Raw genomic sequence first — 26492 nt, forward strand, 5'->3', positions numbered from 1 at the left:
TCAACGTTCTGGATAGGAATGCACCTTGAAAGATTTAGCTTACTCACTCAACGCTACCGGCACTGAAGAACAGGCAGAAATGTTTGGTGGTGTTCTAAATCAACGAGTCGATCTTATCGACCTGGTAGAAGAAACGATTAACAACATCATCCCCCTATTCGACCAGTTTTCCGTACTCTATGAGGCCGTGAGCTATGGCAAATAATATTAAATAACACATTTTGTAAACTATTGAGTTTATTCTTTAACCCTATTTTTAGACCTCACAATCCAGAAGTTTTTGGTGCAAGCGATCGGCGGGCAGAACACATTGGTGTTCCCTGGCATGAAAGCCAAGTGCACCGATGACGGGAAGATCAAACCAATGAACGCGGTAAAGAACAAGATCGCAGCTTTGGCAGATGGATCTGAAACGTCCGTAACCTTAGTAGGAACGCGCTTCGGGGAAACAGCGGAGCGCAAAAAAAATATGACAAACCGTCAGGAAACCTGGGACCGTCCGTGGAAGAATTCAGACGGTTTCATGATGATGTCACCGCTGGCTCTTTGGACTACCGGTCACGTGTTTGAGTTCATGAACAAAGCGAGCTCAATGCCATTTCCTGTTTTCTGCGACTTCATTAATACTATCTTGCTGTATGAGGCGATGGGTGAAGAAACCTGCGACATCAATAAATTGGTTGATGGTTCGAATGGCAAAGGCGTCGGTTGCGGTGACGGTTCACGCGCTGGTTGCTGGACCTGTATGCGTGTATCTGAGGATAAAAGCTTAGGCTCTTTGGCTAAGTTCGAAAACCCAGAGTTCAAGCCCTTGGTGATGTTCCGTAACCTGATGAAGGCCGGACACTACGTCATCGAGAATCGCTGTTGGGTCGGTCGTAAGTTTGATAAGAGCGGCCGTGTGAACGTTGCCGGCAATACCTATAGCCGTGAGTGGCAGCGCACTCTACTGCGTATAGCCATTACCCTTGAGTTCGACGAGCAAACCTGGGCGATGAAAAATGATAAGCAGCTACGTTTTGAAGTGATGCCGGTGGAAGACATTGTGATGATCGCTTTCATGTGGGAGCGCTATGGCCTTCACAACTGGTCTGATGCAATCGAAATCTACCAAGACGTTGTGGAGAACGGTAATGGCCTTCATCCAACTCAAGAGATGATCGATGAGCAGTACGCCAAGAACGTGGATAGCAACTTGTTCGGTGATCAGGATGCGACGTTGAAGCTGGGCGACCTGGACAGCTTGAAGCAAACCTACGAAGACACATTGGCGCAGTTTTCTAATGTTGAAAAACACGAGTCCCGCTATCAGAAGAAGGGTGCCAAATCCGCCCCGACCCACTCTCCCTTATCTGTTAGCATTTCCGGCCCGATCGAAGTCGACCTGGGTGATGAGCCCGAAATGGGTTGGTGGTGGATCAATGAGCAGGTTAGTGAGATGAAGTCTCGCGGTACGCCGATCGACCGCAACTTCTTATACCGTAACGGCTACGTCGCTATGCCTGCTGGATACCAGAGCAAGCTAGGCAACTTCCAATGGTTTGGTGCTCGTATGCGCGCCAATGACATGCACTTGTATGCGCACTCACCTGAGCTGCTGCGCAAGATGGAAATCTGGGAAGACAACAATCCACAGCAGCCACTTTTCTAAAGTGGCTCCCGTTCCCCACCGGCCAACTCCAGATCGCAAAAACACAACATTTAGCGTTTTTGACGGACGCAAAATAATAATGCAGTGTTCCGCTTGCACAAGCGGAACATATCAATTATATTGAATCTGTTCCCCGTAGACACGGGGTAGGTACACCAAACCATTATCATTCCCTGATTAGAGGAAATAAGCATGACACACACCGTCGAGAATCATCGTATCCGAGTTACAGTTTCGGATAACACCTGGAACAGTTACCGACCCAATGCTGAGCACATAAAGTGCATTGAGGGTGATCGGCAGACAATTGATCAAGTGACTCGGGGCTTAGTATTATCCACGGCGATGTCTAAGGTTGGCAATCGTTCGGAAGCCGCCCTGCTGACTGCCGAGGGTACCCTTCAATTTACCTCCGTCGAGATTCTTGCAGCAGCAAAAAGCATTCTAGAACGCGAATACCTTTGCGAACACACGAAATACGGCGATCAGACGGTAATGCGCTATTTTAATGGCCATCGCCTATCAGCCGGTATGCAGCAGGAAATCGCAGAAGCACAAGCCTACGCTGAAGGCATTTTATGCCCTCCGGACAACGATCAAATCATGCATGAAGTGACCGACTACTTTAACAAGCATTTGCACGATCGATTTAATGGTTCAGCGGAACGCCGGTTCCTGAAAACGATCAAGCTAAAGCGATCAACTAACCCGGATAAAGCCATTGTAGCGATTGAAAGCGCTCAACGCTCACTGGCGTTTTGGTCAAATCTTGATATCGAATATCGCAAAGCGCACGCCAATATGGATGGCTGGTTGATTGAAATCATAGGCGAAATGCCTTCACAAATTGGCTTGTGCCGCTACCAAGGGGAAAGCAACCATTAACCGTAACAACCAAAATTACAAGCGCCTGATTACGGCGCTTGAACTGAGTAAACAGGATGTGTTTGAAGTCCTGAAAGGCACTGCATCAAAGAGCAAAATAGATGGTTGGGGGCGTAGTGAAGAGGCCACCAAATCGGCTACCGGAAATCGCCGCCTCGATAACGCGAAAGTGAAACGCTTCCGGGCAATGACAGACGCCGAATTCGATGCGTTTTGTGCCGGGTTAATAGACTGGTTGAAGGAAGAGGACAATGACTAAGCCTAAACGGTTTAATCAGCCCTTAACTGTGGCTGGCATTCAGCAAATGACCAACGAACTATATACCAACTCACCGAGAACGTCTGTTCTTGCGTTGTCAGTACTCATTGCCATCGTTAACCAACAAGGGGTAAGCCCCGCTGAAATTTCTCAGCAGGTTACTAATGACCGGAACAGCAGCTCTGTTCAAACGATAATAAAACGACTTGAATCCTGGGAACTGGTTCAATTGGTTGATGTGCCCTATAAGCACGGCGAACACCCGCGCAAGGAGCTCTGGTTAACAACAAAAGCCGCTAAGATGTTCCAGCTCACTTAATAGGTCACTCAAATGGAACTACCTCGCCCTAACAAGCACCTGTTTGCCGCATCTAAACACTATCCCAATGCCTGGCAGCAGGTGAATACTATGATGGCGGGGCGGGGCCATGACCTACCGGATTGGCCGCAATGGTGTTTTCTACCCATGTCGGCTTGGTATTCCATCGTCTGTGCTGAAAACAAACAGAATCGCCTGAACGTTAACCTTGTTGGTGATGTGGCCCGACTCGCGGCGATTGGCACCTGGCGCTATGGACAATCCATATACCAGATCGACCCAGCTTTAATGGCGGTGCTGATGAATACCACTTTAACCGGCGATATTCCATGCGAGGTGCTTTATCGCTTACCAGAGTTTGCGGTGTATATCGAAACGCCCGGTATGCAATGGCTTGGCTCAGAGTGTTATGGCTTTTGGGCTCATTTGGAATTTGACATCAATACACAGCGTACCGAACTGCGCTTACTAATGGATACTGAAGCCGACTTAGCCATTGTGATTCTGCACATAGGCAAACACACGCTTACGGAAGCGGTTGATCGTGCAATGAAAGAGGCAGCACGACAAGCTAGCCTGACTCAGAAACTGCCTATGCCGATGCTTACGGAAGCAACCGAAGTATTGTCCAATGATCTACAACCATTCATTTCACTGTTGCTATACGTTTGCAGTGAGGGTGTTCAATACACTGGACACCGTCGCCCAAGTAATGCACCCGCCAAAAAAACAAAAAAAGGCTGGAAACTGTTTGCGCCACCCAAACCGCGTTATTGGGAATTAGGCAAGCAAATTGGCAATCAACTCAGAAAGTACGAATCTGACGGTCATCGCGTAGCTGGCCGAACGCTTTCTCCGCACATTCGCAGAGCGCACTGGCACCTGTTCTGGAAGGGGCTTCGTGGTGAGCAATCCCAATTCATCAAGTTCCTGCCACCTATTTTTGTGGCCGGAGAGTCTAAAAATTAGGTCAATCTAGCATTTCCTATAACTCCCCTGCTAACGCCGACTCGCATGAGATCGGCGTGTTTCACTAAACCTCCGAAACTACTCTGTTTTTGTGTCTGGAAATTTCACCGGAAAACGCCTATGAGGACCCTTAATGCAGTTTTCCACGATCGCGGCAACTGTCGTCTATATGTTGCTGATGACAAATCTACCCAAGAACAGCCATCTTAATAACGGCTTTCATCGCATCAATGCAAATTACGTCATCATCGACCAGGGGTACTTGGAAGACAAGTATGGTCGCCAACGTTATGTACTGCACACGGTTTCTCAAGATGGGGAACCCAGCAGCCCTGTCGACATACCATGGTTATTAGTCACCGGTGTTCCCGCCCAGGCTTGTCTTACACACCCAAAGAATAACGCTCCAAGCTTTTTTGATTTTACCAACTTACTAAGCGCGGTACCGGCCCTTCCGCGCTTGTCTTCAGTCCTCGTGTTCGATATTTTTTATATTTCTCTGGTATTTTTTGATACTTGACTCTTTTTTTGTTCATTATTAACAACACTGCTTAAGCATCCCCCTTTCCACGCCCAATCGGCACGACTTATTGCCGGAAACGTCTTTTTTGACTCAACGATACTCAGTACCACTGGGCGAAATGTTTATTGCGGCGCAAAACTAATAAGGCGCTAAGCAGCATTTAAATACAGGAGCGTCAATTCACTTGCGTTCACCTTATCATTACAGCATGAACTCATTTAGCAGAGGGCATCCCATGCTTACTTTTGAAGACCGCCTTTCAATGATTACTTCCATCGATGAGATTGAAGTTCAACGTCTACAGGCTTTGGCTGAAGCCACTCACTTGCGTAACCAGGCGAAACAGCCAGGTATCAAACTAGAGGACAAAATTGCCTTGCATCGCAAAGCAGTGAAAGCTTCCAAAGTCGAACATGAACTGCTCATTAATCAATTTATAGTCGAGGACGCATTGGAATCAGGCGCTACCGGCAAAGCCATTATTGCTTTTGTCAAAAACGACCATAATTACCTTTCACGCACCGCGGCCTAAAAGGAGTCTGCTATGCCCCTAGCAAACATTGAAGCAGAGCTAATTCGATTCCAATACACTAATCAAAAATATCTTCCAGGTGATTGCGTGGCCACGAAACTGAAATCAGCTGAAAATGGGGCAATGTATGCGATCGTTAATGTCGGTACCGGTTTACCATTAGCCGAACCATGCAATTCTTACGCGAACGCCGCAACAGAAACCGAAGTTATCGAGTTGGCCTACCGTTATGCCCACCAGCTGCCCACTCCTCGCTCAGTCTACTCGGGTAAAAACTGCGATGGTATCACTAAGTCAAGTGCCGAAATCTGGATTAAAAAGAACGAATCCCGTTATAGCAATGAACTGTCTTTGAGCATTAAACCCTACGGTACTGGGAAGTTTGAGGTATTTGGTTCACCATTGAATTGGGGTGAATTAATTTGCCGTGGCGCAGATTTGTTTCACCGAGAATTAAACCAATTAGGAGTGGCACTGGATGTATCTGAAATAAACGCAATTAAGGTTTTTTCAATCAGAGGTAAACAATCGTGGCGATTAAGTGATTGCGATATTATTCCACCTGAATCAGACTATTTTTAAAGGCTGAGTTATGGTCGTTAAAAAAATGCGAATTAGTCGAATCCTGTCCTAATCAGACCTGAAACGCCCGATTCACCGCGCAGAGCTTTACGCGCGGCACCTAGAACAAAGACTCACGGAAGGTTCAACAACAATGAACCATAGTAAATTGGTTAGTGATTGCTCCAAGGCAAAACACGTTGCCTTCTTTCTCGATATTAATCGGCCAAGGATAAAGGCGGGTATGGACTTTGGTTACTTCGGGCCGTTGTTACTTCGCACTATTGAGAATCCTTTTTAGGCGCAAAACGATATGGCGAAATTCAGTAGTCAAAAGCACCGGTCTTTATCTCTTGGTTAGGCGTCATACTCCTTGCATAACTTAATTGAAAGGTGATACATCATGACAATACAAGCCACTCCAGCTAACCCTGTTATTGAAGCCGCTCCATTGTTGCTGAAAGCGTTGTCTACCCAAATTAAAGAAGCCGGTGGTCGCGGCTATAACTCCGATGTGATTGACGTTGCAATCGACCGAAGCTTTTCTGTTTTGCATACCTTTGATACACCCGAGGGTAAAAAAACCATCAAGACCCGCAACGAATTTCAAGTAGGCTTAATCGATGCCGATCAAAACTACTTTGTTATTTACAATGCTGATCGAAACGATTACAGATTGGTTACCGTTCATGAGCCAGCCAATGCGCCTAAAGTCATCCGCGACGTGCATTTAGGCTATTCGTTCGAAGTGATGATGCAGAACGTTCAGGCTCGCTGGCCAAACCGAGTCGTTTGGAGATTAACCGACCCAAACACCATTGCTCAATATTCTGGCAATAAATAACCACTCCTTGCCGGTGGTTACCTGCCACCGGGCAACATTACTTTTTTTAAAAAGGCCACTTCCATGCGAACTGACAAAAAAGTGTTTGAATCAACCGCAACCATTAACCACGCATCCTTTGGCGCTGATTGCCCGAACGCACGCCGTTTTCGTACAGCCAGTGGATATGATCTTATGTATGCATTGCGCCACTCTGCACGAACCCAAATCCGATTATTTGAAGAGTCGGGCACCACCATTCAGGAATATCAGCGTCTATTCGTCAGAATCACACATAAAGACGAGACGGGCTCCATTGTCGATATTTTAGAACAAGAATGGTCTGTCCCACTCATCGCAGACACGTTTATGCCTGATCTTGAAGCACTTCGGACCGTGTTGACCTACGATAGCGAATGGGAAGTGGAAAGCCAGATTTCCGATGATGATCGGAAGGATTTCGCGGAGTATTGCGAAAGTATAACTAATGAACACGAAACGTTTGAACCCTACTTTCAGACACGAATTGTTGAAGTTGCTGCCTACACTCGGACGTAAAGGAGGCACACAACCATTGGGCAAAACATAGGCCCAATGGAATCCCAACAAAAATTCTCTTGAAAATATCTGGAGTAATACAGAATGACCATGATCACTGCGATTGCACAAACCAACTCTTACCAAGCTATTCCCGAAATGATTCGAGCAAATATGGATGAACTAAAGCAAATACATGAAGAGTCTAAGCCCGCCTTTTTAGCAGGCGTGCCAGGACTATTAACTCTCTTGGTTACTGCATTGCCCACCGTTGAATTCTTGGATGAAGACGACGATTACGATAAATGGGAACAGACTGTGACAATGGTCGGGCTACAGACTGTAAGTGTTATTTTCACGCACACTAGTGACGGTTCAGAGATGTTTGCCGAGTTCGATATGATGGGTAATAACGATAAGGAAATCGCATGAAATTGTTAGATGAGAACCTATTGATCGAAGACCCCAACTATCCCTTTATGATTACCGGCTTGTCTATTATCTTAAAGGGTGATCAACGAGCAAACCCAAGCAAATACCTCGATGACTATTTCTTTGGCCATACCAAAGAAGGTGTTGCCTCTGCTGGTGTTTTTTACTATTTGCCAATGGATAAGGAAAACCACAATTCCGCATTTTTTGATCTACCTAACACGTCGGAGGCAGACGCATTAAAGGAAGACTCTTTTCGTAATCGGGTCGAATTGGTTGATGGGAATACTAAGGTCGATATTTTGTTGCGATGTGAAATTCTTGAATCTCTACAAGACGAAATGAAAGCGCAGTCGTTTGATCTCAATGATTTTATTCTTAGTGGTTATGCGATTTCATGGGAGCAAATCGACATTAATTATTAATTGCCAAAGTGTGCCCGTTGATGCGGGCTTTCTTTTCGTTGCAATTTACATCTATCCCCTTGCCTACCCTACTTGCTTTTAACCGGCGCGTAATGAATAAGGCGCTTACTAGCATTCTAACGCCAAGGTCTTTATATTCTTTTTAATCATTACTATTACCCTGTCTTTGCATTCATTTACATTTCTTGCGGGGTAATCGGTATGTCAAAACCAAACGTTTCGGCTGACGTGGAAGCCTTTTTATCTGCCGGTGGATCGATCGAAACCGTGTCGGAGGGTGTTCGTACTTATTCCTCGGGCGAGCTGTATGAAGCTCAACAGGAAGGCAAACGCCCTTCTGAAGTTAGACCACAGCGCGATGGTCGTCGGCCAGGGGAGTCAACCTTTGGTATGTTGGACCGGTTGACCGGTGGCGGGTACACAGATGAGCAATTGTTGATAATGGCCGAGCACTATGACATTTGTGAGAACTAAAGGGGTCAAACCTCCTACCTCGCATTTGATTTCAAAAATTATTTAATAGGATCACAGTAATGGGTGGTATCAATATTCAAGTGTCAGAACTTAAACCAGTTTCAACAATAACTGTGCTTTACATTTGGCCAGCGATTAAGACTAAACAATCTATTTCCAGGGCTCTTTTCTGGCTTTCGAATGCCACGGTACCTTCTCATGGCTGGAAACGGCCAGTACGTAGAGCGATCGAAATTATAAGACATAGTTTGTTTGGTTATAAACCAGTAGCGCACTTAGTCAAATACGATCAGCTCTATCTCAAAACTTACTTTTCGGATGAACTTGGCGTTGCACTATTAAACGAGGTTTTAGACAAACCGCGCCTGCTTAGTGTTCCCCCTTTGATACCTTATAAGTCGGGCTATTTATTGGTGTGGTGGTATCACGATGGCGGTAGCGATGGCTCTGAGGAAGTCGACGATTTCTCAAAAAAAATTGAACAGTACTTTAAAAGCAAACAATCAGGAGGTAGATAAATGTCTAAATCAAACATCAACCAAATCGCGATTTTTTCAGGAATTGCTCATTTACTGAGTGACTTATGCCCAGGTCTTGAATTAGAACCGCGTCAGATGAATGCACTGTTAAAAATTTCAACGGATATTGCGGATATTGTAAATGCACCTGCAATTCGCTCTACTGAGGACATTGGCCTTGTGAATTGGCTTGCCAGCGATGACACAGGCTCCAGCAGCCTTTATCTGGCAAGTGTCTTATTCCCAAGTGCTTTTAAGGTGAAACTCCCATGCTTTGCTTATCCTTATGACCCAAGTGATTTTTCCCGGTGTATCAAGCTACTTAGAGCAGAGCCCTCGTTGCGCACCAACTATTGGGACAAGATTTTAAATGACAATTCGCCTATCTGGCGGGAGCTCGCTCAGAGATGGGATGAGCTTGAATCAGGATTATTGGCTGAGGCACCTAATTTTCTCGAAGGGCAAGGCTCTGCCCCAAAAACCTATGCAGCAATTAAGGAAATCATAGCTAAATATTCACCGCAGTAAGGTATATTTAGTAACAAATTCCCCCATAAGGAATCCAATGACTTTTTAACCCGCCGTTTCTAGAAAAAACACATTTTTCTCGCCTTCGGACAGAACCTTGGCAAATGCAAAATCATTCACCCCCGACGAAGTTAAGGCATATTTGAACAGACCAAAAGTTGCCGTTTTCTTTAAGAGTAAAATGGCTGAGCTTATTTCAAGTAAATATGAGCGACGATGGAAAGCCATGGCTAAGGTTTTGTTTCGCCAGTTTTGTGCTGATTGCCATGGCATGACCGACCACCAAATTCGTGAGAAATTCGACAATGACCAATTCGAAGTATTAACCGACTCACTTACTACTATTTTGTAAGATTTTCGTAACTCTAGCGATTTTGTTGAGTTACCGGACTTTGAAGCACCTTCGGTAAAGCCTGCATCAAGAGAAGAGCTTGCTCGTTTAAGAGATGGAATGCGAAATAAAATGAACCAGGTTTTTGAAATTCAGAGTAAGCAAGATCAACTTATCAATGAGATCAACCAATTAACGTTAAATGGCCAATAAGCCTCTCTATGAAATAAACGATAAAACATGTCAATTTACTCAACAAATATTTGTGCCGCTACCAGCAGCCCACTGTCAGTCCCTGGGCTACCGCGCTGGTAACGGCTTCTATCATAAGAAGTCATCTAATCAGACAATGGCTTTGACAGGCGCGTAATCAATATGGCGCTGTTCAGCTACAAGGGCTGCGGTATTTGTTTAAACTTCTTCCTTCATAATGCCCTCACTTACTTAACGAACTCAGGGGATACCTCATGACAACTAAAGCTTCAGTTCAGAATATTTTTTTAGCCGCGCCGTTGAAGATTAAGTCGATCAGCCAACAGATTGCTGAGGCCGGTGGTGAGGGCTTTAACGTTGACGTCACAATTTCGCCAATCAGCGGCAGTCATCAAGAGCTATACACCTTTACCACCCCTGAAGGCAGAAAGTCCATGCTGACTCGTAACGAGTTTCAGGTTGGCATGATCGATGACGCTGAGACTCACTTTGTCATGTACTACGGCGATACCATCCAATACCGCTTAGTGACGCCGGTGGATACCACAAACGGAAAAATCCTGAAGGTACATGACCTGGGTTATAGCTTTGAAGATATGCAGGCGAATGTTCAGGAGCTTTGGCCAAACCGAGTGGTTTGGAAGTTCACCCACCCTGATACAAAGATTCACCCGTAACAACACCCCTTTCGGACCGGTAGGCCGGTCACAATTAAAGAGAGAGAACCATGATTGCTATTGATGCTTGCACACACCCAGAATCCGAAGCGCAGACCAAAGGTCAGCAAGGTTTGGTTGCAGTCGTTAAGTATACTGAAAGTCGTTGGGACGACGTTATGTCTTGTGCAATTTTTCGCGCCACCGGCGAAAAGCTCGTGCCTGCTACGCACGCTGATTTCGTGGAACACTTTGGCGCCGATATGCTGAGTCATGCACTGCAGCGTTTTGAGGATACTCGCCCGGGCGGCCAGGTACTTTTCCATTGGCCTAAAGCACTTACTGAGCACTTGTCGCGCGAGGCTCACTTCAATCTCTACTATACAGATATGCGCCGTTACTTTGTAGCCCAGCATGGCGCGGTGATTAAGAAGGTGGAAAATGGGTTCAGCGGGTGGGATTACTATCTATTCAAGGGGTAATGTATTCCAGGGCCTTAGGCCCTTCCCATCACTGAAATAAACAGAGGTTCGCGCAATGACACAATCCAATAACCGAACAGGCAAACAAGCCAGCTGGATAAGCCTTGACGACATCCACAAAACGCCAAACATGCTTTTGCAGTCAGTTAAGGTTCGTTACACCGTACGCCTCACTAGGAAAGCCAGAAGAGAAGGAGTTAAAGAAAATGCCTACACGCGCCATGCTTTCGTCGCTTCGGTTGCGCTTCCTCGCGCAATGAGCTGGAGGCAGCTGAAAAATGACGACAATCTCCCTTTTGCTATCAAGAATGCGCTAGATACTTTTGTTCTTGACCCAAACCATATTGTTGATGACTACTGCTATATCACAGTGGCGTAATGATGCTGTAGCGGCCATTTAACGGCCCTTTTCCCTAACTTGGCGACATTGTCGCCGCACTTCCATTTTGCAGGCGCCTAACCAATAAGGCGCTGCCTAGCTCATTAACCACGTGGGTGAACTTCATGCGGTGTTGCATACAATGTCCTTTTCAAACAGTTATGGAGAAAGGTTATGGCATCTGTAATCCGTGAAAAATATCACGCTCGGTTTATGCCTGATTTGTTCAAAACGCATTGCCCTTGCTGTAAGAAGCAATGGACTCTAAAAACGGTTGACTTTCATGGACATCGAACTTCCATCGAATGTGCAAACAAATGCTTTTCATTTAGTTCGGTACAGCCACGTAGTGATAGAAACATGCACGAAGCATGGAGGCAGCTGTGGGATAACTTCGTAAACTACTTTGGAATTCAGTACGCACTAAAGCTAGTTAGTGTTCAGTTGCATGATGCGCTGATGTTGTGCCGGCCTGTTACTCCTTCTGTTCTAGAAACCCTTGTCGGTAAATTCAATGAGGCTTCAAAGCACACCGCAACTAATAATGGTATGACTCCAGCTTTATTCAGAGCAAAACGATTAAATGGGGACTTTCACTATGGTATTAATTTTCAACCATTAGGCACTGATCCTGGGAGCACTTTTCACTACGACCATGGTGTAGGTATAAATCAGAACACAGACGCCACAGTCTTATGTCTTGTGCAATGAAATTCTATTTTTCTATATGCGGTTAATGACTGTAGGAGGTTATCTTGATGAATCTAATTAAAGCAAAGACCTATATCCATTGCCGCGCCTACGGGGAGAAGCTGTCGCCGACAGAAATCTTTCAAGGTTGTTGCGAATACTCAGATGCAGCGATTGCTGAAGAAAACGCCGAAATTTCGCGCTGAGGGGCCAGCTTGGCTGAACAAAATTGTAAAGTCTGCCAATCGATCCATGACAGTCTTTAGGCGCATAAAGCAATAAGGCGCTATTCAGTAATCCAACCATACGGATTGGTTACTTCACTCGTTCGTTATTCTCTCTTTATTCATTCACTGCTGGATATTTCAGACATGGAACTGACAATTCACGAAGCGCGTAACGTTCTGAGCGTAACCATCGATTCTACTTTGGCTGACATTAAAAAGGCATTCCGCCGTGCCAGCTCACTGCACCACCCCGACAAAGGCGGCAACACACAGGCAATGCAAACAGTCACCGCCGCTTATGAGTTGCTTTCAAATGCGGCTACTAAACAGGCCGAACACTTAGAGCGCGCTACCGATCGAGCTGAGCATGCTAAAGCATGGCGCGAGCTTGCCGATCAAATCCGCACAGACTTAGAAGCCCGTTTCGATATTGGCGCCTTTACTGAGTATTTTTCCACGGTTTTCGGTGAGCCGATCTCCCTGCAAACCTCAGAAGCAAAGCCACACGCTGAAGAGCTGGAAAAAATGGCGATGCGTGACCGCAGTCCACATTATGCAACAGTCTCGGCGGAATGGTCCAACAAAGACCGCAGTAAGGTTTTAGAGTTGAGCATCAGTGTCTATCTGGTCGATGCGCACAAGACTGTCGAACAGCTGGCCGGTGATGGCATAACCTACCCTATGGGCGTTTCAACGTTCTTCTATAAAGACGGTCGTAAAGTGAAGATCACAAAGCGGGACTATGACCGCACACAGAAATCCGATGTTCTTAGCAAGCCTGAGACTGTTTTTCCTAAATCGAAGCTTGTTAAGCATCGCAAGACCACTTTTAAACGCGCAGACATGGACGCAGCATTGACGGCTGAACTTGGCGCACAGAAGTCCAGCAATGGTAATTATTACTTACCCCTTGCCGGTGGCAAGCTAATGACGATTTACCGAACTACCATGATGCGCCAAGGCATTTGGAACACTCATGGTGTCTGGGTAGACAGTGGCCTAGTTAAACGCGCCGATAAGGACTATGAGGGCCAGTACTTGTCATTCATGGAAAACGAGGAAACGCTGAACATCTTTCGCCAAGTAGTCGGCAAGGAGCCGCAAGCGGCGTTGGACTATATACGGGCGGAATACGACAAGCTGTTGGCAGAAATCAACAGCAAATAAGAGCCGGTAGCGGATAGGGTGCAACTTCGCGCCCTATTATTCAATTTTAACAATGAGGTTCAATATGAAAACTCTCACAACTGCTTTTCACGACCGAGGAAATTGCCGACTGTATGTCTCTGATCAAAACTACGATAGCCGTAAACCAGCCAACAACGGCAAAGGCCGCATCGATGCCAACCTGGTCATTATCGATCAGGGGCATATGGCTGGGAAGTATGGGCGCCAGCGTTTCGAGCTGCACACGATGACACGAGACGGCGAGCCGTGCAGCCTCATTAACTCACCATGGGTACTGCTGACCGGCGAAGAAGGTACAGACTTCACACCTGGTATTGGGCTTAGTGATCTCGATGCAGACGAGCCAATGCAGTTTGAAGCCAATGGCTATAGTGTTCGCTATAACCCTGGCAGCCGTCAATGGGACCTTTCGCACCCAGAGATTGGTGCGTGTGGTAATTTCAATGAGCTTTCGCACGCGGTTATTGAGGCAATTAAGGGTTGATGACAATTGGCTAGCTACACCAGCCTTAAAGATCGCTTTACGCATAGCCGGGCTGAATGCTCGGCCATGCTGTTTTATTTAGAAGGCGCGAACCAATAAGGCGATTTACCGCGATAACGACAGAAGGGGCTAACCTCGCACTTTCCGTTACACTTGTTTCATCTTTTATGAGGACTTTCACATGACTGTAAAATGTTTCAGCTCCGAAGGAAATTCTGATTCATTCCAATGTACTGAGTTACTTAGCTATTATTTAGGTACTTTACTTGGACCCTTTTTGGGTGCTTTGAGTATTGTCACCATCTCCATCGCTTTGATCTTTCTTTTGGCACCTGATACTGAACATGATTCGTGGGTGATGGAGGTCTCGCCAATTCAACATAGCGCGTTTCTAAATGTTAGAAGGCTTGTTACAGCAGAATTAATCTCAAAAACCAGCGATGTTGTACAACTTGAATTCTATCAAGGCGAGCACGACTTTCCAGAGTATCAGAATATTTTGAAGAAAAGCTTTAAGCAGAAAGATCGACTTTTCTTCATGATTTCTGATGTATTAAGCCCCTACGGTTGCGTACTCATAGATGTTGGTTCACCGGAAGGAGCGCACTCTGAAAGAGTTGACTATCGGCTAACATTGGAGTGTCGTTAATCTGAAAACAGTCTGATTGCAGAAACTTTAATTGGCGGTTCGAACGCTGCGCGAGGAGAATTCATGAACTACGGTACTTTGGTAGGCAATCTTAAGAAAAGGCTTAAAATGGCTGCTAACGGTGTTCATGGCGGGCACCGTTGCCCGCCTCTGTCTCTGTCAAAAGTCCTTTTGATAGTCGCGTAACAATATGGCGATCGGAAGCCATCGAAAGCCACGATCAGTTTTAGTCTCTCTTTCCCCATAATTGCTTCATCACTTAGAAAACAGCACAAGGGGCGCGACATGAAACATCCAATCATTGAACTACAAGACGACTTTAACCCAAACAAGGTTTGGTTGGTTCGTAAAGCCGGTGGTCGTTATTCTGTTACACAGCGCATCAAAGGCCTGCAACAGCACGATTGGGTACAGATGAATCTGGCTCATATCGCCAGCGCAACTAACCGAGAAGTATCTGACATTCAACGGGACTTTAACTCAATCAACAATAAGAAAGCGGCATAAGGCCGCTTTCACCGGTCATGGTTAACAGGATTTGATGAACATGCAGACGCAAACCATTCCCCAGGCATTGGTCTTTGAATTTATTCATCACGGAGCACACCATTGCTATTTTACCCCGTATCAGGGTGAGCTATCCGATACCCTCCAACAACAACTACGGGAGGCATGTATTCGACGAATGTCGAAAAAAGGTGTCGACGCCGATTTCATTGCCGTAGAGGGTAACTCGTTGACTGGCAAGCCGGTGACTGATATTGAAATTCACTGGATTTCAGATCAATCATTTCAGGCCCGGTACACCACAAAAACCAGTGCCGGCGCTGTTATGTTCGGGTACTGCCAGGTCATCAATGAGCCTTTGACAGTACTACCCCCGGGCTGGAGTGAAGCTATCCAGGTTCGGTCCGAACGCCTTCGCGCACTTGGAAGTAGCCATGAGGTATGAAAAAGCGATGCACAGTCTGCACCACTCCCAATTCTCGGCTGATTCTGAATACCAGGCTGAATTTTCCCATTATCGCGATGCTATTTGGGTACATTCGTGCGCCGATGGATCGACGGTTGGTCGTTTTGGTAAAAATGGCGTTGATATCCACAACACTATTACTGAGCAATTGGCCGGAGCTCCGGAATGCCGGCACTGTACCCATGGCCGGGTCACTGCTGCGGATTGGCAAATGTTTCGAGAAAAAGCGCTGGAGTATTGGCGCGTCGACATTCCCATTGATACATTTGACCCAAAATTTTTTAAAGAATCCAACAGTTAATGACTGGTTGCCGCGGTGAACAGGCTTTTAAAACCTGACAACCCAGGGTTGGTTACCGAAGGTTTGCTCACTGCCATCACATTGCCGCCCTGTCCTACCAATCTTTGATTGACGCATAATCAATGAGGCGTTCCCTAGCCACTTAAACAGACGATCTGATTCACTATTCGATTGAATACACTGGCCCCATCGTTATAAGGAGTTAGGACATGAAAACAACAAACTCAATTACCAAGATTACTCACGATGGGGTGCAGGTGGACTGGCTTGGCGGCGGTGATGTGGTCTACGTGTTAGAAGGTGTTGCGTATACGGTGGCCTCTGGTTTTGATTCTGCTGATGGACAGTCTTACATCGAATCCTCACGACCAGCGACAACCGAGGAAAATCGAGACGCGGCACGCTACGCGCTGAACGCATCTCAGCGTAAGACACCCGAACGCCAGAACAAACCCAAGACCTCTACCGCATCTTGGATTGAAATGAATGCGCTTGAAGATGCACTACTTGCCCGAACTGAACAGGGTCTCTTTTGAGACCCGATTTTATAGGAGAGCACCATGCCCCGTTTTAGCCCCCTGATCGTTGATGAATCACTGAACCAGAACCTGGAAGTCGTGACGGTTTTCTATCCGCGCAAGAATACCCACGAGAGCACTTTACGCGATAAGCGCGACGGCCGGCTGTTGGGTTTGGAAGGTCAGAACCGGCCTGTGCATTTTGTGGGTGGCGATGCAGCCATACGTTCAATCGCGGAAGGTACCGGCTTTGTTGTTGGTTCCGAGTTAGTCAGTATCGAGGCGCATGATTGCGGTAATTCCGGTGTCTACCGGATTGACCTCGACAAGAATGGGAATAAATGGGAGTAGGGCTATTGCCCTGCCCCTGTTTGTCGGCGCATAAACAATATGGCGCTCTTCAGTACTCGAGCCACACGATCTTAATCACTACCCACATTTATACACTATCCCCATCTTTTGAAGAGGGGATTCACAAATGTCACGTTCAGAACTATTCGAATTGAAATTGATCGCTAACGGCCATGGCTACAACGCTGAAGTTGTTCATAAGGCAAAGGTGCTTGCTGCCCAGGCTGGCGATTTTGCACTCGGTTTGTGCTTCAAGGCCTTAGAGAATGGCATGGCCTCGGCTTACACAACTAAGCGCATCACTGACTTCGCCAACACAATTACTCCAGCCGCTTAATGCGGCTTTGCACAAAGGGTACTGATACATGAACATTTACCATGAAAACGGTTTCCAAAACCGCAAAGCTTATCTCGAATCACTGGCGGATAACTTTGAGCTTGATTTGGATACGGTCATGCTCGCTGCCAGTATGCTCGGTCCTGAAGAGGACTTCGACGGTCTGGTAACGACGCTGGAAGATCATGCAGGCTGCCTATAACTCAACACCTTTTCAAATCGGGTGCTTTTACCATCGACGGTCTAAAGCACCGACTTGCTTCTGGTTGGCGTATTCAAAATACCAAACTTTCCTATCTAGCTATTGCCGGCGCAGAACCAATGTGGCGGTTTAGCAGATAACGAATGCCACGAATTATTCATGAGTCCACTCCTTAGAATTGGCTGCATATTCAACGAGGGCGGCGATATGCGTACAGGTACTTTTCAAGAAGATTTCTTTCACGATACTCAGGTCATCCCTGGTTTGCTCACCAGCACCGGTGCCGGCGATATCTCAGAGCGTGTATTCAGTAATGTGGATATGGTTGACCTCGATGCCTACGATAAAGTAGTCGCATTTTTATCTGGTGGTAAGGATAGTGTTTCGATGATCCTGAAGCTGATCGATGCAGGCATTGATCTGAGTAAGGTGGAAGCCTGGCACCACTCGGTCGATGGTCGCGAGTCCGACGGCAACTTCATGGACTGGCCTTGTGTTGAAGACTATTGCGTAAAACTGTGCGAAGCGCTCGGCATACCTGTTTACTTCTCCTGGCTGAAGGGCGGCTTCAAAGGTGAGATGCTGAAAGAGAATGCGATCAGTCAACCCCACATTATCGAAACACCAACTGGCATTAAAGTTCTTGAGCGTAATGCGAAAAGTTCAAAGAAAGCCACTCGGTTAATGTTTCCCCAGCAGAGCGCATCTTTAGCAACTCGCTGGTGCAGTAGTGCTTTGAAAATCGACGTTGCCCGCCGTGGTTTATCCAACCAGGATCGTTTCAATCACTCCAATATTTTAGTGATCAGCGGAGAGCGTCGGGAAGAAAGCGCAAACCGCGCGAAATACTACCAGCTTGAACCTCACCGGTCGGATGCTCGAGTGGCGAAACGCACCCAACGCCATATTGATCATTGGCGCCCAGTGCTTAATTGGAGTGAAGCTGATGTATGGACTTCAATGGAAAAGCATGGGATTTTGGCCCCAGTGCCATATCGATTGGGTCTGGGCCGATCTAGCTGCCAATTCTGTATATTCTCGAGTGACCGGATTTGGGCAACGATGCGCCACTACTTTCCTACGCGGTTTCAAGAGATAGCGGACCTTGAGAATCGCTTCGGTGTGACAATCAATCGTTCAAAGTTATCAGTCAGCCAGCTTGCTGACAATGCAAAACCAATTGAGGTCGATGATCCTTCAGCACTGGCACAGGCCATGTCGACCGAGTACACCCTTCCAATTTTTGCTGATTCCGATAACCCGTGGTTTGAACCAATGGGTGCTTTTTCAAGTGAGAGTTGTGGTTCTTACTGAGCAAACTACTTTCTAACTAGGGGCTTAGCCCCCTTTTTTTTGCCTTTTTTTCGGCTTCAGTGTCGCCGCAATATCAGGCGCATAATTAATGTGGCGCACGTTTCATAGGACGCAAAAGCAATATGGCGTGTCGCAGTTGTCTATTTATACCCAAAAGATTCAGACGCCCCTATTAATAAACAGTCGTTAACAGGTTTTTGCTCGAATCTCTCAGTGTCTATTAATACAATATTATCGCCCTTTTTTTGTATTAATAGACTGTCTGTTAATACCCATTAACCAACATAATAATCAATATAGAACGGATGTTTCGCGCTAATTTCAGGCAGCAAAATCAAGCTATCGATTGAGGCAGAACAGGTAATTCAGATAGTGAATTGTTGATGTCTTCGACTCGCCCATTGGTATAGCAAGCTGTGCGTAGGCCTAAAAAAGGTTATTTCTTTAGATAAGGCCAGGACAACAATGTGAACCGAACTTTCCCAGTCGTTAAATCATGACAGCACTAAGCAGTTAGGTATTTTCGCCAACTAAAAACCCTGAAAGCATCTGCTGATGGTGTAGCTACACCTTAATTACACCCTTTTTATGGTCTGCATAGGCGCGTCAGCACCCCCTTCCCGCATTTAACCTAATGCATTAAGTGCTGCATATAAGCCCACTAATGACGTATTTCTGCCCTAATATGCCTGATTAGCACCCTAAACCTGTTGACAATGCAAGATCATGTAATAATATAGGTTTTGCAATGTATGAATTAACTTGTCAGCGAGGAAAGAATAAATGACAACGATTGATAAGATGTTTGCCGATGACGACGGCTATGGCGATACTAATTCTGCTCGGTTCGCGAAAGATGAATCAGGCAATGTTTTTATTCACTGCGCTCGCCGGCCGTCATTCCTCATTAGCGGAACACGGTCAGACTACCCGGGTGCTGTTTGCGTTACCGTGAATGGCAGTGAATACACTTCCCCTAAGAAGATGATCAATGCAGAAGAGCGCATTCAGATATCAAACGACAGTTACCCTGGCTCGCCGTACAATGCTGCCTTAATTGCAGCAGCGCTGAATGAGCACGATATCGATTTGGACGGTGACTCTGAATTGGTGACGGGTCTGCCTATCCGCAGTTTCTTCGACTTAAACAGCAAAGGTTTTGATCTGGCTGTCAGCGGGAATGTAGCTGAAAAGAAAAATGGTTTAAGTCGCTTTAATGTTGAAGTGTTCAGCGCGAAGCGTAAGGGTCAGTACGCTTTCCCTACCGAGCGTCACTTTGTCGTCAGTGAGGCCGTTGGCGTTCTCATTGATGTTTTATACGATGACGTGGGAAATCGCCGGAATGATTGGATTTTCGATGGTTTGGATGATGACGCTTTCGTTCTCACCATCGATATGGGCAGTCGTACAACCGATTTGTGCGGATTGACACGTAATTTAGTTCCTGTACGCCATACCCTGAAGACCATCAATATTGGTTTGAATGATGTCCACGCGCGTTTCCGTGATCTCTTGGTGGCTGAAGATGGCGGGCAGCTTATGCATGATGCCGGCTTGACAGTAAATGCCTTGACTGACGATAAAGTGCGTAAGTTGTTTCAGGATGGTGAAGTTCGCAGAATGCGCAGTGCTGAACGCGACACGGTCAGTATCCAACATTTAGCTGAAAAAGCTTTCACAAGTATTGTTCGTGACGACATTGTTACTAAATTGGGGTCGTTAGCAGATGATTTGAGCCAGGTTGCCGCAATTATCGTTGCCGGTGGCGGTGCTGCTGTAAACGGTTTGATGCAGCACAGCCTCCGAAAAGAACTAATGGTTGATCAACACGCTATTGAAAAACAAGAAGCGCGTATGAACGCAGGCCAAATCATTGCATCTGACAGCGCGCAAGGTAATAAGATTCTTTGTGCTCCTGTGGCTGAACATGCCAATGTACGGGGATTCCTTAAATGGCTGGCATTCATTCAGCACAAGCTTACAGCGAGCGATATTGCGGGTATGTCCGATCGCTTGCCTGTTTTAAGCCGTTAACAGTTAAGGGGTATCTTATGACTGGTTATCAGCGAAAAATGATATATAACAAAGACATGGAGGCGTTGGTTGATGCTGGTGCGGTAAGTACGAAAGAGCTGAAAGAGTTCGTTGTTACGTTATCTCGTTTCATGCTCGCAGGCGACTGTCATATTGAGATTCAGACATTTGCTGGCCTGCTGAAAGTTTTACCACCGGAAACTCTTAAATCGACTATCACTGAGGTAAACAAGATGTTAATTGACAAGCAATCGGAATTATTGCGAATACCAGTAGTTTCCGCGAGTTCAAAAAATCACGTAGCGAAAGAACCTGCCACTGTTGCTGGTGCTTTGGTTTCAACGCCAGTTCGGTCTTTGGAACGATCGCAGTCAGTTGAACGGTCGGGTTCGTCATCTGGTTCCATCAAATCTGCAGAGCCTAATGCCCTGGGGTGTTAATTCTAGATAAGCTATGATTCTTTGTTTAAGCCTCTCCCTTGAGTGTTCGGAGGGGCTTTTTTATATGAATTAGACTTAGATACTCTGTTGTTTGTTTTTGCTTTATTCCTTATTCCTTGGCAACCGAACTGCTTGATCTGCAATTATCGTTATTTTAAGAAGCGGTGATTGATTCGAAGATATGCGTTCTTTGGTTTATCTATTGATTACTTCTTAGTCGCTTTCATAATGAGGTAGGTACATTCGTATTTATTGATGTGTTTCTTTATTTCTTTATTTCTTATTCCTTGTAATCCGCTTTACCAAACTACGGGAGGTGCTTTGCCCCTCTTCGTTGTCTGATTAAGTAGGTTCCGTAATTGCTTTTGTTTGAACGCGTACAGTGTTTTTTTTAGGCTAAAAATGCAGAAATGCTCAGTTATCAATATTGTTTAATCCCTCTTTTTGTATTCTTTTGGCCACTACCACGCAATTTAGCCCAGATTTTGCGAATTTCAGGTGATTAAGTGTTTTTTTCGTTTTTAGGTCGTGACAAATTCTTCCATTTGCATGGAATAAATCGAAATATTGAATATTGAATCGCTAGGTGTAGGTTGGTGGAGGAGATAAGGAGACGATTTTAGTAAGACTAAAGGCTAGTGGGATATGAGCCCAAGCGAGCTTTGCGGCAGTAAAAAGGGTAAAGCCGGCGTCGTGCAGTGAATTAAGAAGTTCTTCCCTGCGCTTTTGAACGTTTTTGACGGTTTTGCTTAGTTTCTCTACGTCTTCGGTTTCGGCCAATTCTACCATACTTAGTTCATGGTCCGATTTGGTTTTGTTGAAGATCGTTTCGTCCTCGAACTTTTGCATAAACTTGGATTTTGCATACTTTCGTAGGGACTCGAGTCGCTGGGGTTCCATCGCACCTGAACCACACAGATGAATAAAGAAGGTGTTCTTGACGGCTTTGACTGAACGAGCCCAGCCTTTTCGGTTACCTCGATGTCTCACCATCGAGGTAGATTGGGCGCTGGTGAGATAAGCCGCGGCAAACATATCCCAAGAATCTAGCCAGGAGGGCTCAATTCTCTCTCTTCCTTTATCATCTATATAAGTAAAGCCTGCTTTCTTCGCTAAAGCTTCTTTGGCCCAATCAATGTAGGCACCGTTCTTGTCTGGTCGCGCTACTAAGTTGGTGTAAAAGCAAGTTTCAGAGAGGATGATCGTAGCAACATTTGTGATCAGCGCTCTTTTGTTTCGACAAGGTACCCTACCCGCCTTGGTTCGTATTGCCGGTAGTATAGTGGCGTCATCTGCATAGTTTGCGATCGCTGAAAAAATTTCCCACATTTGGTCAGGTAGAGCGATCGTTTTCCCTTCATTTTGGGCTAAGTCTTTCGATTTCTTGTTTATCCCTTGCGTCGCCAGATTATAGGGTAGGTTGCCAATGACGGATTTTAAAATCGGTCGCGATGCGTCTTGCGGATTCGTGGCTTTTCTTACAAAGACGGAGGTTTCTGCTAAAACGGGATTGCGGCTAACGACGTCCTGCCAGAATTTTTGATCGACAACGATTCCAGCCTCGTTTAGAAGACTGTGCTTATCGCCTGTTTCAGCGAGTTCGCATATCGATCGGTAGTTGAGCATTGACCTAATTCATTAGTGGAATTGCAGGTCAATATGAGGGACGTTGAATTGGCTGTAAACCCTGTGTATCAAGGGTTCCATGGGATGAAAGCAACAAATTCTACCAAACAAGTTTTTAAGTTTTACGGAATTACTTTCAGAAATTACGGTTCTTTTTTTAAGCTCTACGATAGCTTTTTAAAGTATTACGAATTTTCTTTTAACCATTACGGAAAATTAATCTTTAAATAGTTACGAATAAATTTTTAAGTTCTACGGTAAAATTTTTAAGTTTTACGGTGCGATTCTGAACGATAACGCGGCAATTACCGGAAGTTAATGCATTTTAGTGCATTTTAAATAGTTTAAGTCTATCGCGTTAGTGGAATTTTTAGTTATTTTGTATGGCTCAGTAATTCATTTTTGCTGCTGCGATGCCCTTAAAAGGGCATTTATACATAGTATTTAGGTCATTTTTTAAAGTTTTACGGTTCCGAACGGTGTTATTTGTGGATTTGAAGATTTTTTTAAAGATTTACGGTTTTAAATAGTGTTTCTCTAAGAGCTTAGGGATGGTTTTTTAAGATTTACGGTTTATTTGGATGAGGTCGACGGTGATATTTCTGAGCGGCTGAGTTTCATGATGAGCGCTGAAAAGCGCATTCTAGAGCGGTATTTACCATTTTTCGTGTTTGGAAGGCTGCTAAGTGTGCAATTGACTGTGTTTTAACTGGCCACTATTCGTAATTCTTAAAAGTATTCCTTTCGTAACTCTTAAAAATATGGAGTACCGTAAATCTTTAAAATATGAGATACCGTAAATCTTTAAAATATGAGATACCGTAATTCTTTAAAATATGAAGTACCGTAAATCTTTAAAATATGAGGTACCGTAAATCTTTAAAATATTGCTTCATTATGCGGTCGGTGAATTGGAAAGGCATTTGAAGGGTTTATCGGTTTCCCGGAAATCCTCATATAAGGCAGTCTTCGATGCTATGTATTCGACAATGAGTTGCTTAATCAGAGTTTGGCTTAGCTCCAGGGTTAATAATTAATGCTTTCTCACCGTATTTTTCTTTGTGCATTATGAATTCGTAGCCTTTAAAGAAACCTTCAGACTGCAAAATATCGAGTTGACCAGGCTTGTTTCCTTTCGACTTCAATGGGTTGATCGCATGTGACCAATAGTCCTTGTTCATCATTCTCTTTAGGTCTGTTTCAAGAATAGGGAATTCGTACTTGTAGGTGGGGAACCCATGATGTGCTAGTTGCCGATGAAAAAGTTTGCCATTGGGATTTAGTTTGGGCCTTACAGAGAAGTCGATTACTGCATATTCAGCCAAAAGGGCGCGCATAAGGCCTTTAAACTCGTAGGTAAACTTATATTGTTTCCTGCCTTTCGAAGCAGCTGAAAGTCTTTCACCCTTTAACTCCAAAAGTCTTTGTTCAACTGGATAATTGTTTTCCGTTTTGTAAACTACTTTTGTCTCGAACAGGTCTTCTAAGGCAGAAGCGTGTTCTTTGTAAGCGAGAGCTCCATCGTTCTTGTTTAGATAGAATAGTAGTTGGCCTATAGTCAGCGATCCTCGTAGTTTAGTAGGCTCCATTACTTCGGCGAACTCAGCATCCTGAGCTTCTCCGTGACTGTTTAATAAAGCAACTTTAGTTGCGCTGATTTTCTGTTCCTTTTGTATGGGTACCAGATCATCAATCGGCACACCAATCGGATCAAAGAAATCTAACTGCTTTCTTCTTTCGATTGCAGGCAGTTTCTCGTATTCCGCTATACGTTCTCTTCCTACTCTTTTGGACGGCACGTTTTCAGCTAATAGTTGTATAAGGCCGATGAGTACGTCTTCGTGCTGAGTTGTGAGAGGAGGACCAATGAACGTCAGAATTCCACCTTGCCATTCAATAGAAACTTCTCGCTTTCCATCTGGCAGTATTCCTGCCAGCCTATGCTTTTCTTGGTTCATTATCTTTGTCGCATCTATTGCCAAGAATAAATCGGCGAGCAATAAGTGCTTGGGGTATTGAGCAGATACTAGTGGGTTAGTGCTTAAGGACACAGATCTTGGAATATATTCGCTGGTAGTGTCTGCTTTTGTTTGACTGTTATTGTTTTTGCTCATGAGTCTCGACTTTTTTCAAAGATATCCATAGCTGAATCATACATTTTTAGTGTCAATGACACGCTATTTCTTGTTAATTCAGTTCCACGCCTCTACTATTTTGGCATATTTTGGTTAAATTGAGTATAAATATGCAAAATTGTTCTTTTGGAACCAATTTGTTCAAAAATAGCAAAATGACTGGGAGTAAGTTATGACCAATATCCACATGGGCGATGGAATTGATAGCAATTTCTATGTCGACTTAGAATACGCTGATTTCGTTCAAACTCAAATGAAGACCGTAACCGAACGAGGACGTGCTGCTGTAAAGCAAGCTATTGAAAAAGCTAACCGTCGAGATCAATTAAAGTTGATTGATGAGATGATCGTCGAAGAGTTTGGTCAAAAAGTTTTGTCCAGACGCTACTCCATGAAGGAAGCGGCTGAAATGGTCGGAGTCTCTACCGAGACAATCAGAAACGCGGAGAAAGACGGGAGGCTGCCCGAACCCGAATATCGAGCAGATACAAAGAGTAAGCAGCGACTTGGGTATACCATTGACCAGGTTAATTACATGCGCGATGTTTTTGGTACCCGTCCGGTTAAACCCGAAGGAATGAATGCCATTGTGATTGGAATTCTTAATCAAAAAGGTGGTTCTACAAAGTCTACAACTGTAGTCCACATGTCGCATTATCTGGCTATAAAGGGATATAGAGTCCTTGTCGTAGACCTAGATGCTCAAGGGACCACTTCTTTTAGTTATGGCAAGCTACCAAATATCCAAGTTGAATACTGGGAAACAGTAGCGCCTTATTTACTGCGAGAAGATGACGACGATGAGGACGGAACGAGCTACTCGACATTGGATTACGCCATTCAAAATACTCATTGGGGCAATGTAGACATAATTCCTTGTGCAAAGGACTACTTGGAGGTTGACATGAACATGGCCAAAAATTGGTCAAGTGAGCGCCCGGTCGATATGATTATGCAACTTAGAAAAGGTTTGCTACAAGTTGGAGTGAACTATGATTTCATCATTATCGATGGCGCCCCATCGTTAAGTGTTAATACGATGAATACTGTATCTGCTTGCGATACAGTATTTACTCCAGTGCCTGCGCAGATGTTCGATCTGGCATCCACTGTTGAGTTTTCCGACTTGATAGATAAATTGATCGAAACCTACAAATCCCACAGAATCCCAGTATTTGAGAATCAACGTATTGTCGGTTATAAAGACATGCCCTTCATGCCTAACCTTCCTTCCTTCTATCACTTTATTACACGGTACAGTAAGAGCGACTATTCAAAAGCGATGGAAACGAGAATTCGTCAGATTTTTACCACGGAGGTGACTAAAGTTCTAAAGAATGAAATCTACCGCTCCGATGAGATAGGCAAATCTTCCAACCAAGTTAAATCGGTCTATGAGATTAACCCTGGGGCAGATACTAACAATCGAGGAAAGCTTAAAAGCGATATCGAAATGTTAGATAACGCATTTGAAGAAATGCTCGATATAGTCGTCGATGAACACTGGAAATAATTAAGATGGAGAC

The 26492-nt window shown here is 45.1% G+C and carries 38 protein-coding genes; 35 read left to right on the plus strand and 3 right to left on the minus strand.

The genetic code is table 11. The annotated features are described in order from the left end of the window. Positions 1–25: 25 nt before the first annotated feature. The 16 genes from IYN85_RS20795 (at position 26) to IYN85_RS20870 (ending at position 9436) form a co-directional block, all read left to right on the plus strand. Positions 26–205, plus strand: a complete 180-nt coding sequence (locus tag IYN85_RS20795) for a hypothetical protein (RefSeq protein WP_196160880.1) — start codon at positions 26–28, stop codon at positions 203–205. Between the two features lie 78 nt (positions 206–283). Further along, positions 284–1651: a hypothetical protein gene (locus IYN85_RS20800; RefSeq protein WP_196160881.1), complete on the plus strand. Its 1368-nt coding sequence runs from the start codon at positions 284–286 to the stop codon at positions 1649–1651. A gap of 192 nt (positions 1652–1843) precedes the next feature. Continuing rightward, complete coding sequence (locus IYN85_RS20805) at positions 1844–2536, plus strand: hypothetical protein (protein WP_196160882.1); 693 nt, start codon at positions 1844–1846, stop codon at positions 2534–2536. 58 nt (positions 2537–2594) lie between these two features. Beyond that, on the plus strand, positions 2595–2795 hold the full coding sequence (locus IYN85_RS20810) for a hypothetical protein (protein WP_196160883.1): 201 nt from the start codon (positions 2595–2597) through the stop codon (positions 2793–2795). Continuing rightward, positions 2788–3114, plus strand: a complete 327-nt coding sequence (locus tag IYN85_RS20815; protein WP_196160884.1) for a MarR family transcriptional regulator — start codon at positions 2788–2790, stop codon at positions 3112–3114. The genes IYN85_RS20810 and IYN85_RS20815 overlap by 8 nt, the downstream gene beginning before the upstream one ends. A 12-nt stretch (positions 3115–3126) precedes the next feature. After that, a complete protein-coding gene (locus IYN85_RS20820) occupies positions 3127–4083 on the plus strand; it encodes a hypothetical protein (RefSeq protein ID WP_196160885.1) in 957 nt (318 codons plus the stop codon). A 133-nt stretch (positions 4084–4216) separates the two neighbouring features. Beyond that, a complete protein-coding gene (locus IYN85_RS20825; RefSeq protein WP_196160886.1) occupies positions 4217–4603 on the plus strand; it encodes a hypothetical protein in 387 nt (128 codons plus the stop codon). 238 nt (positions 4604–4841) lie between these two features. Beyond that, positions 4842–5138 carry a hypothetical protein gene (locus IYN85_RS20830; RefSeq protein ID WP_196160887.1) on the plus strand — a complete coding sequence of 99 codons (297 nt, stop codon included), beginning with the start codon at positions 4842–4844 and terminating at the stop codon, positions 5136–5138. Between the two features lie 12 nt (positions 5139–5150). Beyond that, a complete protein-coding gene (locus tag IYN85_RS20835) occupies positions 5151–5720 on the plus strand; it encodes a hypothetical protein (protein ID WP_196160888.1) in 570 nt (189 codons plus the stop codon). A gap of 382 nt (positions 5721–6102) precedes the next feature. Continuing rightward, entirely contained in the window at positions 6103–6543 is a 441-nt protein-coding gene (locus tag IYN85_RS20840) for a hypothetical protein (protein WP_196160889.1), read from the plus strand. A 63-nt stretch (positions 6544–6606) separates the two neighbouring features. Then, on the plus strand, positions 6607–7080 hold the full coding sequence (locus IYN85_RS20845) for a hypothetical protein (RefSeq protein ID WP_196160890.1): 474 nt from the start codon (positions 6607–6609) through the stop codon (positions 7078–7080). Positions 7081–7164: 84 nt separating this feature from the next. Further along, positions 7165–7491 (plus strand): hypothetical protein, encoded by a 327-nt coding sequence (locus IYN85_RS20850; protein ID WP_196160891.1) that lies wholly within the window; start codon positions 7165–7167, stop codon positions 7489–7491. Continuing rightward, complete coding sequence (locus IYN85_RS20855; RefSeq protein ID WP_196160892.1) at positions 7488–7916, plus strand: hypothetical protein; 429 nt, start codon at positions 7488–7490, stop codon at positions 7914–7916. The genes IYN85_RS20850 and IYN85_RS20855 overlap by 4 nt, the downstream gene beginning before the upstream one ends. Before the next feature lie 201 nt (positions 7917–8117). Next, complete coding sequence (locus IYN85_RS20860; protein WP_196160893.1) at positions 8118–8390, plus strand: hypothetical protein; 273 nt, start codon at positions 8118–8120, stop codon at positions 8388–8390. Positions 8391–8449: 59 nt separating this feature from the next. After that, the gene (locus tag IYN85_RS20865) at positions 8450–8908 is read left to right on the plus strand and encodes a hypothetical protein (protein WP_196160894.1); all 459 of its coding nucleotides are present in this window, start codon (positions 8450–8452) and stop codon (positions 8906–8908) included. Beyond that, a complete protein-coding gene (locus IYN85_RS20870; RefSeq protein ID WP_196160895.1) occupies positions 8909–9436 on the plus strand; it encodes a hypothetical protein in 528 nt (175 codons plus the stop codon). Positions 9437–9481: 45 nt separating this feature from the next. Here IYN85_RS20870 and IYN85_RS20875 read toward each other — a convergent pair whose 3' ends face one another. After that, positions 9482–9709 (minus strand): hypothetical protein, encoded by a 228-nt coding sequence (locus tag IYN85_RS20875; protein WP_196160896.1) that lies wholly within the window; start codon positions 9707–9709, stop codon positions 9482–9484. Between the two features lie 525 nt (positions 9710–10234). Here IYN85_RS20875 and IYN85_RS20880 point away from each other — a divergent pair. The 18 genes from IYN85_RS20880 to IYN85_RS20965 all read left to right on the plus strand — a co-directional run bounded on the left by IYN85_RS20880 (position 10235) and on the right by IYN85_RS20965 (position 21205). Continuing rightward, the gene (locus IYN85_RS20880; protein WP_196160897.1) at positions 10235–10657 is read left to right on the plus strand and encodes a hypothetical protein; all 423 of its coding nucleotides are present in this window, start codon (positions 10235–10237) and stop codon (positions 10655–10657) included. A gap of 50 nt (positions 10658–10707) precedes the next feature. Continuing rightward, positions 10708–11118, plus strand: a complete 411-nt coding sequence (locus IYN85_RS20885; RefSeq protein WP_196160898.1) for a hypothetical protein — start codon at positions 10708–10710, stop codon at positions 11116–11118. A 55-nt stretch (positions 11119–11173) separates the two neighbouring features. After that, the gene (locus IYN85_RS20890) at positions 11174–11497 is read left to right on the plus strand and encodes a hypothetical protein (protein ID WP_196160899.1); all 324 of its coding nucleotides are present in this window, start codon (positions 11174–11176) and stop codon (positions 11495–11497) included. 174 nt (positions 11498–11671) lie between these two features. After that, on the plus strand, positions 11672–12208 hold the full coding sequence (locus IYN85_RS20895; protein WP_196160900.1) for a hypothetical protein: 537 nt from the start codon (positions 11672–11674) through the stop codon (positions 12206–12208). 47 nt (positions 12209–12255) lie between these two features. After that, positions 12256–12393 (plus strand): hypothetical protein, encoded by a 138-nt coding sequence (locus tag IYN85_RS20900; RefSeq protein ID WP_196160901.1) that lies wholly within the window; start codon positions 12256–12258, stop codon positions 12391–12393. A gap of 165 nt (positions 12394–12558) precedes the next feature. Further along, a complete protein-coding gene (locus IYN85_RS20905; protein ID WP_196160902.1) occupies positions 12559–13581 on the plus strand; it encodes a J domain-containing protein in 1023 nt (340 codons plus the stop codon). A 64-nt stretch (positions 13582–13645) separates the two neighbouring features. Further along, positions 13646–14086, plus strand: coding sequence for a hypothetical protein (locus IYN85_RS20910; RefSeq protein ID WP_196160903.1), 441 nt, complete (start codon positions 13646–13648; stop codon positions 14084–14086). 181 nt (positions 14087–14267) lie between these two features. Continuing rightward, a complete protein-coding gene (locus tag IYN85_RS20915) occupies positions 14268–14735 on the plus strand; it encodes a hypothetical protein (protein ID WP_196160904.1) in 468 nt (155 codons plus the stop codon). A 285-nt stretch (positions 14736–15020) separates the two neighbouring features. After that, entirely contained in the window at positions 15021–15242 is a 222-nt protein-coding gene (locus IYN85_RS20920) for a hypothetical protein (protein WP_196160905.1), read from the plus strand. Between the two features lie 40 nt (positions 15243–15282). Beyond that, positions 15283–15687: a hypothetical protein gene (locus tag IYN85_RS20925; protein WP_196160906.1), complete on the plus strand. Its 405-nt coding sequence runs from the start codon at positions 15283–15285 to the stop codon at positions 15685–15687. Continuing rightward, the gene (locus tag IYN85_RS20930) at positions 15677–16009 is read left to right on the plus strand and encodes a hypothetical protein (protein WP_230390894.1); all 333 of its coding nucleotides are present in this window, start codon (positions 15677–15679) and stop codon (positions 16007–16009) included. Before IYN85_RS20925 ends, IYN85_RS20930 begins: the two co-directional genes overlap by 11 nt. Before the next feature lie 209 nt (positions 16010–16218). Further along, positions 16219–16545 (plus strand): hypothetical protein, encoded by a 327-nt coding sequence (locus IYN85_RS20935; RefSeq protein WP_196160907.1) that lies wholly within the window; start codon positions 16219–16221, stop codon positions 16543–16545. Positions 16546–16569: 24 nt separating this feature from the next. Beyond that, positions 16570–16878, plus strand: coding sequence for a hypothetical protein (locus IYN85_RS20940; RefSeq protein ID WP_196160908.1), 309 nt, complete (start codon positions 16570–16572; stop codon positions 16876–16878). Between the two features lie 127 nt (positions 16879–17005). Then, positions 17006–17215, plus strand: a complete 210-nt coding sequence (locus IYN85_RS20945; RefSeq protein WP_196160909.1) for a hypothetical protein — start codon at positions 17006–17008, stop codon at positions 17213–17215. Between the two features lie 28 nt (positions 17216–17243). Further along, on the plus strand, positions 17244–17417 hold the full coding sequence (locus IYN85_RS20950; protein WP_196160910.1) for an RNA polymerase: 174 nt from the start codon (positions 17244–17246) through the stop codon (positions 17415–17417). 159 nt (positions 17418–17576) lie between these two features. After that, positions 17577–18731: a phosphoadenosine phosphosulfate reductase family protein gene (locus IYN85_RS20955; protein WP_196160911.1), complete on the plus strand. Its 1155-nt coding sequence runs from the start codon at positions 17577–17579 to the stop codon at positions 18729–18731. Between the two features lie 783 nt (positions 18732–19514). Continuing rightward, entirely contained in the window at positions 19515–20765 is a 1251-nt protein-coding gene (locus IYN85_RS20960) for a hypothetical protein (RefSeq protein WP_196160912.1), read from the plus strand. 17 nt (positions 20766–20782) lie between these two features. Next, entirely contained in the window at positions 20783–21205 is a 423-nt protein-coding gene (locus tag IYN85_RS20965; protein WP_196160913.1) for a hypothetical protein, read from the plus strand. Positions 21206–21787: 582 nt separating this feature from the next. Here IYN85_RS20965 and IYN85_RS20970 read toward each other — a convergent pair. Next, positions 21788–22831, minus strand: coding sequence for a hypothetical protein (locus IYN85_RS20970; protein ID WP_196160914.1), 1044 nt, complete (start codon positions 22829–22831; stop codon positions 21788–21790). Between the two features lie 998 nt (positions 22832–23829). After that, positions 23830–24945 (minus strand): hypothetical protein, encoded by a 1116-nt coding sequence (locus IYN85_RS20975; RefSeq protein WP_196160915.1) that lies wholly within the window; start codon positions 24943–24945, stop codon positions 23830–23832. A gap of 193 nt (positions 24946–25138) precedes the next feature. Here IYN85_RS20975 and IYN85_RS20980 point away from each other — a divergent pair, with 193 nt between their 5' ends. Beyond that, on the plus strand, positions 25139–26479 hold the full coding sequence (locus IYN85_RS20980; protein ID WP_196160916.1) for an AAA family ATPase: 1341 nt from the start codon (positions 25139–25141) through the stop codon (positions 26477–26479). Positions 26480–26492: the final 13 nt, after the last annotated feature.

Origin of the sequence: Reinekea sp. G2M2-21 (genome assembly GCF_015687175.1) — a bacterium.
Classification (GTDB): domain Bacteria; phylum Pseudomonadota; class Gammaproteobacteria; order Pseudomonadales; family Natronospirillaceae; genus Reinekea.